Origin of the sequence: Collinsella sp. AM23-17, from assembly GCF_003470945.1 — a bacterium.
GTDB classification, from domain to species: Bacteria; Actinomycetota; Coriobacteriia; order Coriobacteriales; family Coriobacteriaceae; genus Collinsella; species Collinsella aerofaciens_O.
The window spans coordinates 40,820-58,187 of the sequence record NZ_QRHU01000009.1; the positions used below are offsets into that span (position 1 = coordinate 40,820).

Consider the following 17,368-nt stretch of genomic DNA (forward strand, 5'->3'; position numbering starts at 1 on the left):
ATGTCCTTGTAACCCAATACGTCTTTACGTTTTAAACGGAATTAGAAAATCACTCATAGCAAAAACGGGCTTTAATCCCAAAGAGATGACTTTGATTATGAATCAAACCAGCAGCCAGGGCATAGCTGCAGTGCAATTGCTACAAGAAAGGCCGCCCTTGCTGGCGGCCTTTCTACTTGCTACTAGTCACGCGTCAGCTTGCGGTGAATACGATGCGGCTGGGCTGCGTCCTCGCCCAGGCGCTCGATGCGGTTGGCCTGATAGGCCTCGAAGTTGCCCTCGAACCAATACCAGTTGCCCGGATTCTCGTCGGTGCCCTCCCACGCCAGAATGTGCGTGGCGACGCGGTCCAGGAACATACGATCGTGGCTAATAACCACCGAGCAGCCCGGGAACTCGAGCAGCGCCGCCTCGAGTGAGGACAGCGTCTCGACGTCGAGATCGTTCGTGGGCTCGTCGAGGAGCAGCAGGTTGCCGCCCTGCTTGAGCGTGAGCGCCAGGTTCAGACGGTTGCGCTCGCCACCGGAGAGTACGCCAGCGCGCTTCTGCTGGTCCTGGCCCTTAAAGCCAAAGCTCGCCACATAAGCACGGCTCGGAACCTCGGTCTCGCCGACCATCATGTGGTCCAGGCCGTCCGAGACGACCTCCCACAGGTTCTTATCGGGGTCGATGCCAGAACGGTTCTGATCGACATAGGAGATCTTGACGGTCTCGCCCACCTCGAGCTCGCCCGAAGTCAGCGGCTCCAGGCCCACGATGGTCTTGAACAGCGTGGTCTTACCGACACCGTTGGGGCCGATGACGCCCACGATGCCGTTGCGCGGCAGGGTGAACGAAAGGTCGTCGATGAGCACGCGACCGTCGAATTCCTTGTGCAGGTGATGGGCCTCGAGCACCTTGTTACCCAAACGCGGTCCAACGGGAATGCGGATATCGGTCCAGTCGAGCTTCTGGCTTGCGCGGGCCTCGGCCTCCATCTCCTCGTAGCGAGCCAGACGAGCCTTGTTCTTGGCCTGGCGAGCCTTGGGCGAGCTGCGTACCCACTCGAGCTCGGCCTCCATGCGCTTGGCGAGCTTGGCGTCGCGGTTGCCCTGCGCCTCGATACGGGCGGCCTTGGTCTCCAGATACGTGGAGTAGTTGCCCTTGTAGGGATAAAGGTGACCGCGGTCGACCTCGCAGATCCACTCGGCAACGTTATCCAGGAAGTAGCGATCGTGCGTGACGGCAAGCACCGCGCCCTGGTAGTTGTGAAGGAAGTGCTCGAGCCACAGGATCGACTCAGCGTCTAGGTGGTTTGTGGGCTCGTCAAGCAGCAGCAGGTCGGGAGCCTCGAGCAGCAGCTTGCACAGGGCCACGCGACGGCGCTCGCCGCCGGAAAGCACGTTGACCGGCATGTCGGAATCGGGCAGCTGCAGGGCGTCCATGGCCTGGCCGAGCTTGGAATCGATATCCCAGCCATCAGCGGCGTCGATCTCGTCCTGGAGCTTGCCCATCTCGGCCATGAGGGCGTCCATGTCGCAGTCCGGGTCGCACATCTCCTCGCCGATCTTGTTGAAGCGATCGACCTTGGCAATCATGTCGCCAAACGCCATGCGCACGTTCTCGATGACGGTCTTGTCGTCGTCGAGCGGCGGCTCCTGTTGCAGGATACCCACGGTGTAGCCGGGGGTGAGCCTGGCATCGCCGTTGGAGACCTCCTCGATACCGGCCATGATCTTGAGCAGGGTCGACTTACCCATGCCGTTAGGACCCACGACGCCGATCTTGGCACCGGGATAGAAGCTCAGGGTCACGTCGTCAAGAATCACCTTGTCGCCATGGGCCTTGCGAGCCTGATACATCTGGTAGATAAACTCCGCCATTTGCCTGTTTTATCCTTTCTACCTGCTGTTTCCCTATTCTTGATTCGCTTTAGTGGAAACGAAATGAGGAAACCAGCTCTGAAACTTAACGAAAAAGGGGCATGGTTGCCCACACCCCCTAATACTACCTGGGAAAAGTCCCCCTTAACACACTATGAACTGCGTACGCTAGTTTTCCGCAACCTTAACGAGCGGCTCGCTGCGATTTGCGCCACAGCAGATACGAATAGACGTAGGCAGCTCCAGCTGAACCAAACGCCAGAACCGCAATCACCGCGGCGACGACTTCACTCGAAAGCACACTACCCGCCACGCCCATCACAATCAAACCAACACCCAGCACCATAAAGCAGGCGCCGCCAAAACGCTGCGTACGGCGCCAGTTCTCGGGATCGGCAAGCGCCCAAGGCGTCTTGATACCGAGCGTATAGTTCTGCTTCACACGCGGCAAGTAGTTGCCTACGCCGATGAACAGCAAACCGACAGCACTGGAAATCAGCACGTTGACCGAACCGACCGCCGGCACCACGCCCCAGACCGTAAGCTCACCCAACCAGCTTATGGCACACATGAATACCGTGAAAGCAATTACAAAACCCTGATAGAACTTGCCCGAGGTCCGATACGCCTCGCCCTTGGGGTCAATGCGTGGCACGACGTAGAACATTGCGAGAAGCGCCAGAGGCAGCACGCCGAGCGCGGAGGCCATTCAGCTAGGACCCCAACCGTCGACGGCGCCGTTCGCGCCCCAGTGCGTGGGAATCTGCGCAGGCAAGCTCGGCATCACCATAAGGTGCGCCGCGACATTAATAGCGCAGACCACAACAAGCATGGCCCATACACGCGGCGATACCCCCGTGGCGTGAATGCCCTTGTTTTCGTTATTCATCCTCATCACCTTCAGTGTCCGTAAAGCCCATAAACCAGCCAATCAAGTCCTGCATGACGGTGGTGTTTAAGCTGTAAACGAAGTTTTGGCCATGGCGCTCGTCGGTCACCAGCCCGGCGTTTTTGAGCGTCGCCAAATGATGGCTCAATGACGGCTTGCTGATGTCAAAATGCTCGGCAAGCTCCCCGGCCGTACAATTGCCCTCGCGCAGCAACTCCAAAATGCGCCGTCGCGTTGGATCGGCCAGCGCCTTAAAACCCTCTCCCGGCATAGAACCTCCTCTCGCTATCTCTCGCGACGTGCACACTATACTCATTATTTAGATGTTTGTCTAATTATCTAATAGCAATGTTATGTATAGAACATTCGTTCGTTTTTAGATACAATGGGTCCAGAAGCAGATGGGCCAGCTCCCTCTTCCCAAGAAGGAGATGGACTATGAGTATTGATAATGTCCTGACGTTGTTATTGCTTGTAATCGCGGCTGTGGAACTCGGCATCCACATAGGAGGTCGAATGAAATAGCCGCCCCCGCGTAATGCGAAGACGGCCACTTCTCACGCTACAAACGTGTTTGGGAGTTGGCCAACCCGCTGCAACGGGTGCCATCTGCTTCATCTTATGCGAATCCTTGCCTCATTTCAACAAGCCCCTAGGGCTCAAATGGAATCGCGATAATACCTATAATGGTGATAGCTAAAACACGATTCGCTTCCCCATCGGAGGATGTCTATGACCGAAACCGCTGCTCTCGTCGAGACACGCGACACCAAACTCGAGATCATCATGGGCCGTGAGGCACTCGATAGACTCGCCAACGCCACGGTGCTGGTGCTCGGCTGCGGAGGCGTGGGCTCTAACTGCTGCGAGGCACTTGTCCGCGGCGGCATCGGTCATTTTGTGATTCTGGACAAGGATATCGTCGCGCCCAGCAACATCAATCGACAGGCCATCGCCTTTCACAGCACCGTCGGCAAGCGCAAGGTTGACGTGATGGAAGCCATGATCCACGACATCAATCCCGCCGCCAGCGTTATCAAGCGCACCGAATACCTGCTGAGCGACAACATCGACGAGTTCTTCGCGGGCGTTTTGGAGCAGACGGGTGGCAAGCTCGACTACGTCGTCGACGCCATCGACACCATCTCGGCCAAGCTCACCATTGCCAAATATGCTCAGGACAATGACATTCGTTTGGTTAGCTCCATGGGCGGGGCCAACAAGCTCCATCCCGAATGCCTGCATTTTGCCGACATTTTTGACACCGTGCGCGACCCCATGAGCCGCATCATGCGCAAAGAGTGCAAAAAACGTGGCATCAAGAGCCTTCACGTGCTGTTTAGCTGCGAGGAGTCGGTAAAGACCCAGCCCCGCGACCCTTCCAACATCCACGAGCGCACCGAGCTGGGAACCGCGAGCTTTATGCCACCCATCATGGGCCAGATGATCGCCGGCGAGGTTATCCGCCAGATCAGTGGCCGCGGCACCGAGCGCGTGCGCGCCGATGGCCAGCGCCTAGACTAGCGGAGCGCGCCGAGATGGAGCCCCGGTTATTTGATGCACACTGCCATCTTGATCTAATGGCTCACCCGGACGCCGTTGCCGATGAGGCAACGGCGCTGGGCCTGATTCTATTTGACTGCGGCGTCGATCCGCACGACTTTGCACGCGCCAAGAAGCGCGCCTGCGGCCGTTCAAATATCTTTGCCGGCATCGGCCTCCATCCCTGGTGGCTCGCCGACGGACGATATGGCAACGCTGAAATCAATCTGCTTTGCGAAGTTGCTGCCCAAGAGCGCTATATCGGCGAAGTCGGACTCGACTTTTCCGCGCGCTTTGCTGGAAGTGAGCCGCTACAAATACAGGCATTTGACCGGCTCTGCGATGCGCTCGTGCAGCATCCTCTTACCGGGCGCGTGATATCAATTCACGCCGTTCGTTCGGCGGGAACCGTACTGAACGTCCTCGAATCGCATGGACTACTCATCCCAAACTCCGACTCCCCCGTTATCATCTTCCACTGGTTTAGCGGCACTTCGGACGAACTCGTCCGCGCGCGAAACGCAGGCTGCTATTTTTCCGTGAACGAGCGCATGCTCGCCACCAAGCGCGGTCGCGAATATGCCCGACAGATTCCACTCGACCGTCTACTGCTCGAGACTGATGCGCCGACCGAGCCAAACACAGAAACAAGCGTGCAATCGCTCATCAGATCGCTCGCAAGGACCTCGATGCGCATTGCCTCACTCAAAAACTGTGACGCAAAGCGCATCGAGTCGGTAGTTTTAGCAAATGCGCACTCTGTTTTTGACCTTCGCTAACCCCTGTGGGCAAAAATGCCAAGGGACATGCGAATCGCACAATGCAGTCCCTATTGGCAGGCAGTACAATTCGGCAGCATTACACCAATTCGTGCATGAGATCACGGTTGCGTGCATACAATTCGTCGAAGATATGACGGCGCGACGCATATAGCTCGTGGGCAGCCATATCGGGCACGATTGTTTGTGCAACGCCAAGGACTTGGGCGAGTTCATCCCATGATGCATAGGCGCCACCTGCGAGAGATGCCATGATGGCATCACCGAAGCATGCGCCCACCGTAACCTTGGCAACCGAGACCTCGCGCCCGCATACGTCGGCGATAGCCTGCATCCAAACTGGATTCTTGGTTCCACCTCCGACAAGCATAATGCGCCCAATTGGCAGTCCATGCTCTCGCTCGATAATGTCGACATGGGATGCAACGGTATACGCGACGCCTTCCAAGGCGGCGCGAACCATATGGGCTCGCGTATGCCTTCCGGTCAGGCCAAAGAAGACGCCACGCGCCTCGGGATCATTGAGCGGAGTACGCTCCCCCGCAAAGTACGGCAGACACAGGAGCCCATCGGCACCCGGCGCCACATCGGCGGCATCATGCGCCATAACCGAATATGCATCGGGGCCACCGTGGCCCTCGGCCTCTACGGCGTCGCGATACAGCTCTTGGCGCAACCACGATGTGAGTGCACCCGCCGTATTGGTCCCCGCGCAGATCCCGTAAGTTCCGGGAATGATAAACGTTCCTGGCCACAGGCGGGCATCATCGACCATATGATCAGCTAAGTAGATGAAATACGCCGTGCTCCCCAACTGAACCATCATATCGCCGGGACGGAATACACCCGTCGAAATGGCCTCGGCACCAGAGTCGCCCGTTCCCACCAAGACAGGTGTCCCCGCCACGAGCCCCGTCGCCTCAGCCGCACGCTGCGTAATCACCCCGGCAATATCGGTAGCCGACATTACCTCCGCCATCTGGTCAGGCCGGCAGAAACGAGCACATTCCCGAGCATCAACCTTCCAAGTGTAGCGGTCATATAGGGGAAGAAAATCCTCCGCCAAATAACGGTCCACCGTAAAACGCCCCGTCAACTTTGCGCACAGAAACGATGACGCCGTCAGGAACTTCGCGGCACGTTCGTGCACCTCGGGCATATTCTCCTTAAACCACAAGATCTTAGGAGCAATATCTGACGAACAGGGATCGTGCCCGAAAAGCTCGCGCGCGCGATCTGACCCATATTCGGAAAGAAGCTCGTCAATCTGCGGCTTCGAACGTGCATCGACTCCATATAAAATCGCGGGCGCCAGCGCGTTGCACTCGGTATCGACCGGTACGCAGTCGCAACCCAATGCGGAAAGGCCCACGCATCCGATCTGCGCCGCGTTAACCCCCGATCGCACCACCAGCTCGCGCGACAAGCGGCAAAAATCGCCCCACCAAACTGCCTCCGCATCATGCTGGTACCATCCATCACGCGGGTTGTCCGTCTCGTGTCCACAAGAGGCCTGGCAAACGATGTTGCATCGATCATCGATTAAAACGCCTTTAGAGGCACTTGTCCCAATATCAATACCCAGATAGAACGCCATAGGTGCCTACTCCCCTCGCGCCGTGCGAGCGGCAGCTATAAAACGAGCTACCCGCTCAACATCAACCGGGGCATCCAGCTTTCCATCGCGCTTTAAGCACGTGCCGACAAACGCGCCATCGTAGTGAGCAAATACGTCAGCCACGGTATTTTCGCGACAACCGGTGCCACACACCACAGGTACTTGGCCAACACGCTCGCGGACTTCATCGGCAAGCTCGCCCGAAGCGCCGCGGCCGGCAGCCGAACCGCCGATGACCATCGCATCCGGTAGGCAATTAAAGAGAAGTGAATCGGCAATGTCCGCAGTCGTGCGGTCGTTGAGATAAACCTCCCCCTCGCTCGTGATGAAGTGAAAAAGCTTGAGGTCGTCCAAGCGCAGCGCCGCCTTGCGACGCATGGTGTGAGCGAAATCTCGGTTAATCAGCCCGAGATCACCGGCCCAGGCACCGCAAAAATTGCAGCGCGTGAACTGCGCGTCGACGGCAGCGCACAGCTCGATTGTGGCATCACCATCGTAAATTGCCTCAGCTCCCCAAGGAGTCGACAGATCATGGGATAGAGCCCCGATTACATAGCCCATCGATGCAAGGGTTGAGGGAGAAACGTGCTGCTCATAGGGCATCGAGAGCTCATTGGTAATCAAAATGCCATCGACACCGCCCTGCTGCAACGCTTCGAGATCGCGCTTGGCGGCTTCCACGACCTGTGACACGCTTCCGCCCGGGTAATACAGTGGATCGTCCGGCAGAGGACGCAGGTGCAGCATTCCGATAACCGGCTTTTCGGTCTTGAACATCGAAGTTAGAAACGACATAACGTGCTCCTTCATAGGGTTATTGCAGGGACGCTACTCCCCCAGCACCTCGACGTACACTTTTCGCTTCTGCGGACCGTCAAACTCCGCAAGATAGATGTTCTGGGCACCTCCGCACACGATGTGGCCATCTTGGACGGGAAAGAAGCAACTGTTTCCACAAATCATGCTCTTGATATGCCCACAGGAGTTGTTACCGGTGGCTCCATAGCTCGGCAGGAAGTGTGCATGCGCATAGGGGGCATCGAGTGGGGCGATGCGATCAAGCGTCTCCATAAGATCCGTCTCCACGCAGGGCAGCCCCTCGTTTACCACGATTCCGCAGGTCGTATGCGACAAAATAATCGCCGCCAAGCCATTGGTCACCGAGCTGCGTTCGATGGCAGCGTGCACGTCCTCGGTAATATCGATGAACTGGTCCGGAGCAGTCGATAGATAGCTCAATGTCTCGAGCGTCACCATGTTCACTCATCCCCTTCAAGAAAACACAGGGCATTACCCCAGTAGAGCCTTTCTCGCGCATCATCGCGCATGGGCACGGTATCGAGCGCCCGCTTGAGTTTGAATGCACGGAAGCGCGGCGTATTGCTGGCGAACATCACTTGGTGCGATAGCGCGCGCTCATACCACAGCGGCCCCATATCGACCGTGAAAAGACGCTGCATCATCTCCTCGGGCGAATCGATGTAAGTGATAGAGGTGTCCGCATAGCAGTTGGGATACTTGAGCAGCATCGCCACGGTCTCGCGCACCCAGGGCCAGCCAAAATGGGTCAAACTAAAACGCACATTTGGATGCGTTGCGATTGTGTGCTCAAATGCAAGCGGGTTACTGCGCGAGAGCTCTGCGCCCGGCTCCCAAGACATACCGGCATGGAAAACCACCGGCTTGTTATAGCGCTCGCACAGTTCGTAAAGCGGCTCGGCCACAGCATCATCGGGGGCAAAACCCTGCTTTGCAGGATGCAGGCAAAGCCCCTTTGCCCCCAACTCGGTAAAGGCGCGCTCCAATTCGTCTGCGGCACCGCTCACCTGCGGGTCTACGCTCGCAAATCCCCACAGACGATCGGGATGTGCGGCAACCAGCATGGCAATCTGGTCATTGGTGCCAAAGTGCCCTCCGCATGCCGTGGTTACATCGAGCGGCATGAGCACGCTCTTCTGCACATCGCAGACGTCCATCTCGACTTGAAGCTCATCCCAATCCATGGGGCCCATATGCCCCATACCAAATTCTCGTGACCAAAAACCGAATCCATCAGGCTCATCACCCGGCGTACAGATCTCGCCGTAGAGCATAGGATGGACCAACATGTCGATAACCATTTCGTACTCCTTTCCAGGCATTTGACCCTAGTACGGCTCAAACGAACCAATCACTCGGGACGACAGCTCAGCGCCCGCCTTCATACACGCCGGAATATCAAGGCCATCGATCACGCCCTTGGTAAATCCGGCGATATACGAGTCGCCGGCACCCACGGTATTAACGACCTTCTCCGCCGGCACGATCCCGCACTCATAGAAGCGTTCACCGTCATAGGCAATGCTTCCCTTCTCGCCAAGCGTGGCAACCGCAACGCGCGGCCCCAATTCCTGCACGTGACGTACCCAGTCTCGCAGCTCCGGAGTGTCATCTTCAAACGACATAAATGCGTAGTCAACGTAGGGAAAATGATTCTCGCAGGCATATTCGGGATCCTGGCTGAACACCGAGAAGTCCATAACCACCGTCTTGCCCGCATCATGCCACTCGGGCAGGAGGTCCAAACAATTGCCAAACAGGTCGGTATGAATGATGTCATGCTCTAGGATAAACGCCCGGTCGTCTTCATTCGGTCGATATGTCTCCATTACGCCATCGATTGCCTCGAGATGTACACGATCGACGCCGTCTTTCAATGCCATGAGCATCACCGAAGTGTCGCCATCCTCCACCCGCAGGTGTGAGATATCAAACCCCTCGGCGGCCAGCGCCTCCCTCATCTTGTCTCCGTACTCGTCCTTGCCGACAACCGACACGGCGGATACCGAAACGCCCATTCGTGCAAGATGGATACCCCAGTCAATGCCGTTACCAGTCGGATAGAACACGCCGATGTTTTGATAGACGTCCGCGCAGCAAAAACCAGCCGCACACGCTTTAATACCCATACTCTTCTCCAATGTTCAAAAGGGGACCCACCACATAACGAGCCCCCTTTTCGCGTTTCGCTTATTGTTTTGCATCGGCTGTCCAAGGCCTCATAGCCAGACCGCCGTACGCTTTCTTAAGCTATTCGACGATTGGTGCTCCGTGGCCCCAAGAACCTTCCATGCCGCACACGGTCGAGGCAAACCCGGCAGCAAAATCGAGCGCGCGCTCGATGGCCTCGGCGCCATCCTCACCACGCTTGGCGGAATCGAGATAGCACATCAAAAACGAGGTGAGGAACGAGTCGCCCGCCCCCATGGTGTCCTTCATGTCCGTTACCGGTTTAGCCAGCTGGCGGTAATAACGCTCGCCGTCGTAAGCGATGCAGCCCTCGGCGCCCGCCGTAGCCGACACAAAACGCGGACCCAGACCCTTCACCCATGCCAGACGCTCGCGAATCTCGTCCTCACTCGCGGCATCCGCCGCACTAAAGAAAGCAAAATCGACGTAGGGCGCAATCTGCTCGTAGTACTCGTCGGTGGAGTCGTCCGAAAAGTCAAAAGAGACCGTGACGCCCGCAGCCTTTAACTTGGGCAGCTCGCGCTCGGTGAAGCAATAGTTGCCCGAATGAACCACATCGAACTGCTTCATGTACGAAAGGTCAAAGCGATCGAGGACATAGCGCGCATCGCCACGGATACCGCCCTCGTTGGAGCCGAGGAAGACACGGTCACCGTCAACGACGGTCACGCGAGCCGCTCCGTTCTCGCCAATCATCTGCTCGCACTTGTCAAGCTCGATACCCTCATCCTCGAGGCTTGCAATGACATGCTCGGCAGCGGCGTCATTGCCAAAAATGCCCATGTATGCAGAGCGTGCGGCACCGCATTTCTTGGCATAAACGGCGAAGTTCACCGCATTGCCGCCGGGATACATGGTGTGGATATGCTCGTAGCGATCGACGACGTTATCGCCAAATCCGAGCGCGTTAACGTTAAATGCCATGGCCTTTGCCCCTTCTAGTACTCGACAACACCCATATAGCGACGGAAATCGGGATCGTGATCAAACACCTTGCCGCGTGCAGCACGCAGCTCGCAGTTCATGGCGTAGAACAGCACCGGGTCCAGATAGGCACGGACGCTCGCCGGCACGGCTTCCATACCGTATTCCTTGGCATCGAGCACCATCAGCGTATCGGTATGCGTCTTAAGGAACGCAAGGGCGCGCTCGTCCATAGCACGGCACTCGCTGGAGCCCATCTGCAGGAAGTAAAAAACGCCATCCTGAGTAGCCTCGAAGGGGCCGTGGAAGTACTCGGCAGAGTGGATGTAGCTGCAGTGCTGCCACTGCATCTCCATAAGAGAGCAGATAGCGAAACCGTAGGTCTGGCTAAAGTTGGGACCGCTGCCCAGAATGTAGAAGAACTCGTGCTCCTGGCAAAGCTTGGCAAAACGATCGCCTAGCTCGGCATTTACCTTCTCACGTGCCGGGGGAAGAATCTTATCCATCTCGGCGATACCGGCATACATATCGGCAAGATCGGCGTAGCCCTCCTGCTGATCGAGCAGCTCGGCCGCAAGCGACAGCGAAATGCCAGCGGGGACCTCGGCCTGCGGCACGCCCTCGCCCCACGGGTAGACCCACGTGGTCCACTTGCCGGAGTCAATCTTGGATCCAGCGTTGTCGGTCTGGGCGATCACCGTAGCGCCGGCTGCAAGGGCAATCTCACAGCCCTCGACGACCTCGGGGGTGTTGCCACTGTGGCTGCAAGCAATGACCAGGGATTTCTCACTCAAGCGGCGCGGGCGCATGATATCAAACTCGCGAGCCGTATAGATATACGAAGTGAAGGTGGTTGCCTCGCGCTGCAGAAGCTCATGAGCCGGGATCAAATCGATCATGGAGCCACCGCAAGCAATCCAGTAGACGCTGTCGAACTTGCCCTTCTCGGCAATTGCCTCTTTGATCAGATCGTGTGCGTTCATATCCAGTTCCTTTCTTGTTTGGTCCGCAATCAATGACGTTGGCTGCGTGGCCGATAGTTGGTTTAGTCAATCAGATATTTCTCGAATGCGGCCATGTTCTTGGCATCTGCCGCCGCCGGGTCATCGTAGTAACGCCCGTCCGTGATTTCCTGGCCTAGCATGCCATCGAAACCATGGGCATTAAGCGTGGCGACGAAGGCGTCCATATCGTGCTTGCCATCGCCCCACACCAGATGGCCATACGGGTCACCGTCGATAAAGTGCATCTCGTGAATTGCCCCATCACCAAAGGCGGCAAACCAGTCCTCGAGCGTCTCGCCCGCAACGCCCATCGCGGTTGTATCAACCATGGGCTGTAAGTACGGGCTCGCGACCTCGTCAATCATGCGCTTCGCATCGGAAACCGTCGTTACAAGGTTGCTCTCCTCGGGACGCAGGCTTTCCATCGTAAGCACCAGACCGTGCTCACCGGCATACTCCGCCAGAATGGACAAGTGCTCGCGGCTGCGCTTCCAGGCTTCCTCGCGGTCCTCGTCCCAGTCGCCCCAGCCCGAGTTGACGGACATACGGTCGCACCCAAGTACCTCGGCAAGCTCAATGCCGTGCTTAAAGTACGCCAGGCTGCGCTGTTCATGCAGCGGTTTGCGTGCGCAGTACTGCCAAGGATAGACAACATTCTCGGGGCACAGAGTACGATACCTAAGCCCACGGTCTGCAGCCTTTTTCGCCAGGACCTCAGCCTCAAAGTAGCCCGTGTGGTCGAGCGTCACATGCGGCTCCGCACACCACAGCTCAATGGACTCAAAGCCCAAACGCTGCTGCACATCAAGGAAGTAATCGAGCGACCACATGATGTAGTGGATATTCATGCCCGCAATCTGTTCGCGGCGCAGCGTCGGTTTGGATTCAGACATCTTATGCCTCCTTATTTCGATCGAACACGATTTGTCCGTCCGACATCGTCATATCAACCGAAAGATCGCGTGCGTCGCGATAATCGAGGTCGAACACATCCCGATCGAGCACGCAGATATCGGCAAGCTTGCCGACCTCAAGCGTACCCAGTTCGTCTTCGCGCATCAGATCGTACGCGCCCCCGGCAGTCCAAGCACGCAAGAGCTCGACAAGCGTCAGCGCGTTGGCCTCATTCACGGGCAGTCCATCGTCGAAGTATCCACCGCACGCGCTGTAGATTGACTCGCCCAGGCTCGGAATCAGCAGTGGCAAATCCGTACCACAGCACACCGTGCATCCGGAATCTTCCATGCCGCGGCGATTCCAGCTGTGCATAAGTCGCGTCTCGCCAATTTGTCGACGCATCATCGACAGGCAATCCTCGCGCCGGTCCAGCGTCAAAATCTGCGGATAGACCTCGCAAATTCCACCTAACTTGCCAAACTCGACAAGATCGGTCGGATCAGAGTTCTCGAGATCGGTAATCGCATGGCGGCGAAGCAACCGTCCATGCTCGTCTCGAGGCAGCGAGGCATAGAGCGCCACGGTGCGACGAACGGCGCCATCGCCCTGGCAATGCAAGGAATATCGGAAGCCGTCAGCATCAATTGCGCGCAGCTCGTTCTCAATCAGATCCCACTCGGGCTCCTCGACAACCGTCTTGCCGGCAGCTCCCGCATCGGCCGTGTCCTCATAGGGGTCAATCATCTCGGCAAGCCCCGCCCATACGCCGCGATCGGTCATACGGTTGAAGCCAGAAAAACGAACGAACGGTCCCCGGAAGCGCTCTCGTGCCTCGCGAGCATACGACAGATTTGCACCGGCACCCACCGGCTGCGACATCATAGAGACGCGAACCGTCAGCTCGCCAGATTCTTCACGGCGAGCCATTTCGTCGGCAAAACCGTAGTAGTCATCAAACGCCATCTCCTTGATGGCGGTAACGCCGCGCTCGTTAAGCATGCTCATGTAGTCCGAATACCCCGCACGTACCTCGGGCAGCGCGAGGAAATCGCTCATCATGCGCCAGATCTTCTCGGCATAGCACGCCTGGGGCGTGAAGCCGTATCGCACACTGGCGGCAGCATTGAGAACGCAGGTCTCCGCACCCGGTGTAAAGCAGACGACAGGGATATCGCCAAAACAATCGTCAAACACAGCCGCCGTATTTGCGTTCTCGGCATCCGATGCCAACGTTTCGGGTAGGTTGTGGCCAAAAGCCGCCGCGCAATCCGGATGATCTTCTTTCCATGCACGCAAGAGCGACACGGCCTCTTTGGCATCAGCGATGCCGGACAGATCAGGCCCCAACGTCCGCAGCGCCCAGCCTGTATAGAAGGTATGCACATCGATCAGGCCAGGCATGACGGTGCGGTCGCCCAGGTCAACTACCTCGTCCGCCTGGGTCAAATACGAAGCCAGCTCACACTTGGTGCCAACAGCCTCAATTCGATTGCCACGGACCGCTACGAAACCTTCAAACGGCAGGTCCCCCGTACCGGTAAAGACGCTCTTAGACGTCAGGACCGTCAAACGATCAGACATCACAACCACCTACGCCGGAAGCATGCCAGAAATTGCCGTTACGATCAGGCCAAAGACGACCATGAAGATGAAGAACTTCCAAATGGTCTTCCACCATTGGCCAAACGAAATCTTAGCCACGCCAAGGCCGGCAACCGTCATGCCCGCCACGGGACTGATGGTGTTGATGGTCTGGTTGGCAAACTGGAGCGCGGTAACGGCCGCCTCGGGATTGAGGCCCATGAGCTCGGTCAGGGGGCCCATAACGGGCATGGTGAGTGCCGCCAGGCCAGAACTCGAGGGAACCAGCAAAGAGAGCAGGCCAAGGACGATATACATAAACGTGGTGTAGACGGCGGCGGGTGCACCGGCGAGCGCAGTAGCGAGCGCCTGGAGGATGGTGTCGATGATCATGCCGCCCTCGGCGATGACCAGAATACCGCGAGCGATACCGATAACGATGGCGGCGTACGCAAAGTCGGCGAGACCTTTAACGAACTCCTCAGCAATCGTCTGCTGGTCAAGACCGCCCAGGATACCGGCAAGCAAGCCCATGCCAAGGAACACGGCGGAAATCTCATTCATGTACCAACCCTGGGTCACAAGACCCCAGACGATAATGCCCATACCGCAAGCAAAATCGATAAGCACGAGCTTCTGACGGGTAGTGAACTCTTCCTCGATGGAGACATCGGTCACGGAAAACTCGATACGCTTGAGCTTATCGTCCTCGTACGTAATGGACGACTCGGGGTTTTTCTTGACGCGCATGGCGTAGCGCATGGCCCATGCGATACCGACGGCAGTGAAGATGACCCAAGAAACGGCGCGCAGCCACAGTTGCGGATTGCCCTCGATGCCAATGATGCCTTGGGCGATCAAAACATTAAACGGGTCGATGGTCGAAGCACAATATCCCAGGTTAGGACCGAGGAAGCAGATGATGAATGCCGTCATCGAGTCATAACCGATACCCATCATGATGGGAATGAAAATGGCATAGAACGGCAGGGCTTCCTCAGACATACCAAACGTGGTGCCGCAAATGGACAGCAACGTCATCGTGATGGGAATGATGAGGATGTCCTTGTTCTTGAGCTTTTTAATCACACGGCTCATGCCGGCATTCAAAGCGTTGGTCTTGGTGATGATTGCGAACGATCCGCCAATCAATAAGACGAACGCAACGACGTCGGCAGCCTCCTGGATGCCCTTAGTGGGCGCTTGCAGGACCGCGAAGATATCCTGACCCAGATTGATGGTCTCGCCGGTCTCGGAATCGGTGTAGTTCTTATCGACCTGTTCATAGGTTCCAGCAACGGCGACTTCACGCTCGCCCGCCGCTGTCGAAATCATCTTGCGCTGATACTGACCAGAGGGAACGATCCAAGTCAAGACCGCAAAGACAACGATCAGCAAGAACATGATCGTATAGACATGCGGTAATTTGAACTTAAAACGTCTGTTTGTCTTCTTCGCCTTCGTATCTGACATAGATACCTCCAAAGAACTCGAGACTGCATCGCATCTCGCCTCAACGTTTGCACAAGGCAAACGTTCTATGACGTTCTATAGATTACCAGCAGCTTTTCTCGTCATCAAGATAATTTCAAACTGATTGCCGCAACGCGGTTGAACGGTTGCGTTTGCGCCGTGAACGGTATGAAAACGCCCGGTGAGATGATTCACCGGGCGTTTCCATACGCAATGTCCTAGATGTCAAAAACGTAGCGAGACCCAACGATCCGCTGACGACCGATGATAAACGGCCGCCGCTGCTCATCAAAGAAGAAGGCTTCCATATAAAACAAGGGTTCGCCAACAGGAACTGCCAACAACCGAGCGACCTCGGGCGACGCGCACGCGATCTCAAGCGTGCATGGATCGGTAAACGCGGGCGTGCGACCCGTCCGGTTGCGCACGAACTCAAAAATGGATTGGTTAGATAGAGGTGCCGTTGATAGATAGGCGTTGTCCTCGTAAACATATATGTTGTTCTCGAGCATGACAGGGACGCCATCGGCAGTGCGCACGCGCTCAACGCAAATCAAGTCAGTTCCAACGGGAACACCAAAGAACTGTGCTTCGGTGGAATCCGCCGGCAGTATCTTTCTCGAAATGACACGCGCCCCCGGTTCCATTCCGTTAACGCGGCATGCGTCCGAAAAACTCTGGACGTCATCCTTCTGGCGAATCTTGCGCTTGAGCTTGGGGGCATTGACAAACGTGCCTTTCCCCTGTCGCTTCGTTAGATAGCCCTGCTGGACGAGCTCCTCAATAGCGCGTCGCACGGTAACGCGGCCAACTTTATAGCTCTCAGCCAATTCGAATTCGTTGGGTATCCGCGCGCCTGCCTTGTAGGCACCGGAGTTGATTTCGTTTTTGATGATATCGATAACCTGTTGGTACAGCGGTATCGCTGCTTTACCGTCAGTTAGCCCTTCAGTCGGTGGCATATACCCTCTCCAAGCACAATTAAGTCTAAAACGGGCTTAGGGGCATTCAACAAGTCATTAAGCCCGCATTAGCTTAAAGTATGCTAGGTGTCGCACCAAAATGTCGGGTATTTACTCATCGGACCCGAAAAACGCGCAACTAACGCGCTCTTACGCGAGTTCCAGCAGGTCCGGCAGCTGATCGATAATCTTATCCGCGGCATCCTGGCTAAAGCCAAAGCGCTCCTCGCGCTTGGCAATGACCGTCAGGCCGGCTCGCTTACCCGCGGTAATGCCCGGAACGGAATCCTCAACGCAGCAGCAGCGATTCGCGGGCAGCCCCAGCAGGTCCAGCGCATGCAGGTAGATATCGGGCTCGGGCTTGCTCTCCTTAAACTGTTCGCCGCTCACCACGTACTCAAAGGCATCCGACAGACCACATGCATCGAGTACTTCCTCGATGCTGTCCATGGGAGACGAACTCGCCAACGCCACGCGAACGCCGCGGCGCGGCAACTCTCGAATCGTATCCACAGCGCCCGGGTTAATCAAAGCCTGATAGTCGCGCGGACGCTTATGCGCCCACTCGTCCCAACGGGCCAACGCTTCCTCGCCAGTGAAGTGCCCTTTACCGGCGCGCTCAAACCAATCGACCAGCATATGCAGGAAGAACTGATGCGAGGTACCGACCTGTCCATTCAACTCCTCTTGAGTCAGATTCAACCCAAGCTCCTTGGCAAACGCGGCAGTCTCCCCCAGGTAGTAATACTCGGTATCGACGATGACGCCATCCATGTCAAAGATAACGGCGTCGAACGGAAATGCGGACACGGCACCCTCCCTAACAAA

18 protein-coding genes are annotated in these 17,368 nt (G+C 56.9%); 2 read left to right on the forward strand and 16 right to left on the reverse strand.

Annotated features, from left to right (window positions below; translation table 11 throughout):
- Positions 1 to 182: 182 nt before the first annotated feature.
- The 4 genes from ettA to DW645_RS04625 form a co-directional block, all read right to left on the reverse strand.
- Positions 183 to 1,862 (reverse strand): energy-dependent translational throttle protein EttA, encoded by a 1,680-nt coding sequence (gene ettA / locus DW645_RS04615; protein WP_055251458.1) that lies wholly within the window; start codon positions 1,860 to 1,862, stop codon positions 183 to 185.
- Between the two features lie 184 nt (positions 1,863 to 2,046).
- On the reverse strand, positions 2,047 to 2,571 hold the full coding sequence (locus tag DW645_RS04620) for an SdpI family protein (RefSeq protein WP_199576430.1): 525 nt from the start codon (positions 2,569 to 2,571) through the stop codon (positions 2,047 to 2,049).
- On the reverse strand, positions 2,572 to 2,751 hold the full coding sequence (locus tag DW645_RS10010; protein WP_199576431.1) for a DUF1648 domain-containing protein: 180 nt from the start codon (positions 2,749 to 2,751) through the stop codon (positions 2,572 to 2,574).
- Entirely contained in the window at positions 2,744 to 3,022 is a 279-nt protein-coding gene (locus DW645_RS04625) for an autorepressor SdpR family transcription factor (RefSeq protein ID WP_118226520.1), read from the reverse strand. Before DW645_RS04625 ends, DW645_RS10010 begins: the two co-directional genes overlap by 8 nt.
- A 461-nt stretch (positions 3,023 to 3,483) precedes the next feature.
- On the opposite strand from DW645_RS04625, the gene DW645_RS04630 reads away from it, so the two are divergent.
- Together DW645_RS04630 and DW645_RS04635 are read left to right on the forward strand one after the other, a co-directional pair.
- Positions 3,484 to 4,275 carry a ThiF family adenylyltransferase gene (locus DW645_RS04630; protein WP_370448096.1) on the forward strand — a complete coding sequence of 264 codons (792 nt, stop codon included), beginning with the start codon at positions 3,484 to 3,486 and terminating at the stop codon, positions 4,273 to 4,275.
- A 14-nt stretch (positions 4,276 to 4,289) separates the two neighbouring features.
- Positions 4,290 to 5,072, forward strand: coding sequence for a TatD family hydrolase (locus tag DW645_RS04635; RefSeq protein ID WP_118226523.1), 783 nt, complete (start codon positions 4,290 to 4,292; stop codon positions 5,070 to 5,072).
- A 79-nt stretch (positions 5,073 to 5,151) separates the two neighbouring features.
- Here DW645_RS04635 and DW645_RS04640 read toward each other — a convergent pair whose 3' ends face one another.
- The 12 genes from DW645_RS04640 to DW645_RS04695 all read right to left on the reverse strand — a co-directional run bounded on the left by DW645_RS04640 (position 5,152) and on the right by DW645_RS04695 (position 17,350).
- On the reverse strand, positions 5,152 to 6,669 hold the full coding sequence (locus DW645_RS04640; protein WP_118226525.1) for an FGGY-family carbohydrate kinase: 1,518 nt from the start codon (positions 6,667 to 6,669) through the stop codon (positions 5,152 to 5,154).
- A gap of 6 nt (positions 6,670 to 6,675) precedes the next feature.
- The gene (locus DW645_RS04645; RefSeq protein ID WP_233540711.1) at positions 6,676 to 7,485 is read right to left on the reverse strand and encodes a BtpA/SgcQ family protein; all 810 of its coding nucleotides are present in this window, start codon (positions 7,483 to 7,485) and stop codon (positions 6,676 to 6,678) included.
- A 33-nt stretch (positions 7,486 to 7,518) separates the two neighbouring features.
- Entirely contained in the window at positions 7,519 to 7,947 is a 429-nt protein-coding gene (locus DW645_RS04650) for a secondary thiamine-phosphate synthase enzyme YjbQ (protein ID WP_117735290.1), read from the reverse strand.
- 2 nt (positions 7,948 to 7,949) lie between these two features.
- Entirely contained in the window at positions 7,950 to 8,810 is an 861-nt protein-coding gene (locus DW645_RS04655; RefSeq protein WP_233540712.1) for an amidohydrolase family protein, read from the reverse strand.
- 27 nt (positions 8,811 to 8,837) lie between these two features.
- Positions 8,838 to 9,638: a fructoselysine 6-kinase gene (gene frlD, locus DW645_RS04660; RefSeq protein WP_118226570.1), complete on the reverse strand. Its 801-nt coding sequence runs from the start codon at positions 9,636 to 9,638 to the stop codon at positions 8,838 to 8,840.
- Between the two features lie 121 nt (positions 9,639 to 9,759).
- Positions 9,760 to 10,623: a PfkB family carbohydrate kinase gene (locus DW645_RS04665; RefSeq protein ID WP_035138847.1), complete on the reverse strand. Its 864-nt coding sequence runs from the start codon at positions 10,621 to 10,623 to the stop codon at positions 9,760 to 9,762.
- A 14-nt stretch (positions 10,624 to 10,637) separates the two neighbouring features.
- Complete coding sequence (locus DW645_RS04670) at positions 10,638 to 11,606, reverse strand: SIS domain-containing protein (RefSeq protein ID WP_117757366.1); 969 nt, start codon at positions 11,604 to 11,606, stop codon at positions 10,638 to 10,640.
- Between the two features lie 62 nt (positions 11,607 to 11,668).
- The gene (locus DW645_RS04675; RefSeq protein WP_117629752.1) at positions 11,669 to 12,520 is read right to left on the reverse strand and encodes a sugar phosphate isomerase/epimerase; all 852 of its coding nucleotides are present in this window, start codon (positions 12,518 to 12,520) and stop codon (positions 11,669 to 11,671) included.
- 1 nt (position 12,521) lies between these two features.
- Positions 12,522 to 14,105 carry an amidohydrolase gene (locus DW645_RS04680; protein WP_118226531.1) on the reverse strand — a complete coding sequence of 528 codons (1,584 nt, stop codon included), beginning with the start codon at positions 14,103 to 14,105 and terminating at the stop codon, positions 12,522 to 12,524.
- 9 nt (positions 14,106 to 14,114) lie between these two features.
- Positions 14,115 to 15,578, reverse strand: a complete 1,464-nt coding sequence (locus DW645_RS04685) for a YfcC family protein (protein ID WP_118226533.1) — start codon at positions 15,576 to 15,578, stop codon at positions 14,115 to 14,117.
- Positions 15,579 to 15,796: 218 nt separating this feature from the next.
- Positions 15,797 to 16,540: a GntR family transcriptional regulator gene (locus DW645_RS04690; protein WP_117786622.1), complete on the reverse strand. Its 744-nt coding sequence runs from the start codon at positions 16,538 to 16,540 to the stop codon at positions 15,797 to 15,799.
- A 150-nt stretch (positions 16,541 to 16,690) separates the two neighbouring features.
- Complete coding sequence (locus DW645_RS04695; RefSeq protein WP_370448098.1) at positions 16,691 to 17,350, reverse strand: HAD family hydrolase; 660 nt, start codon at positions 17,348 to 17,350, stop codon at positions 16,691 to 16,693.
- Between the last annotated feature and the right edge of the window lie 18 nt (positions 17,351 to 17,368).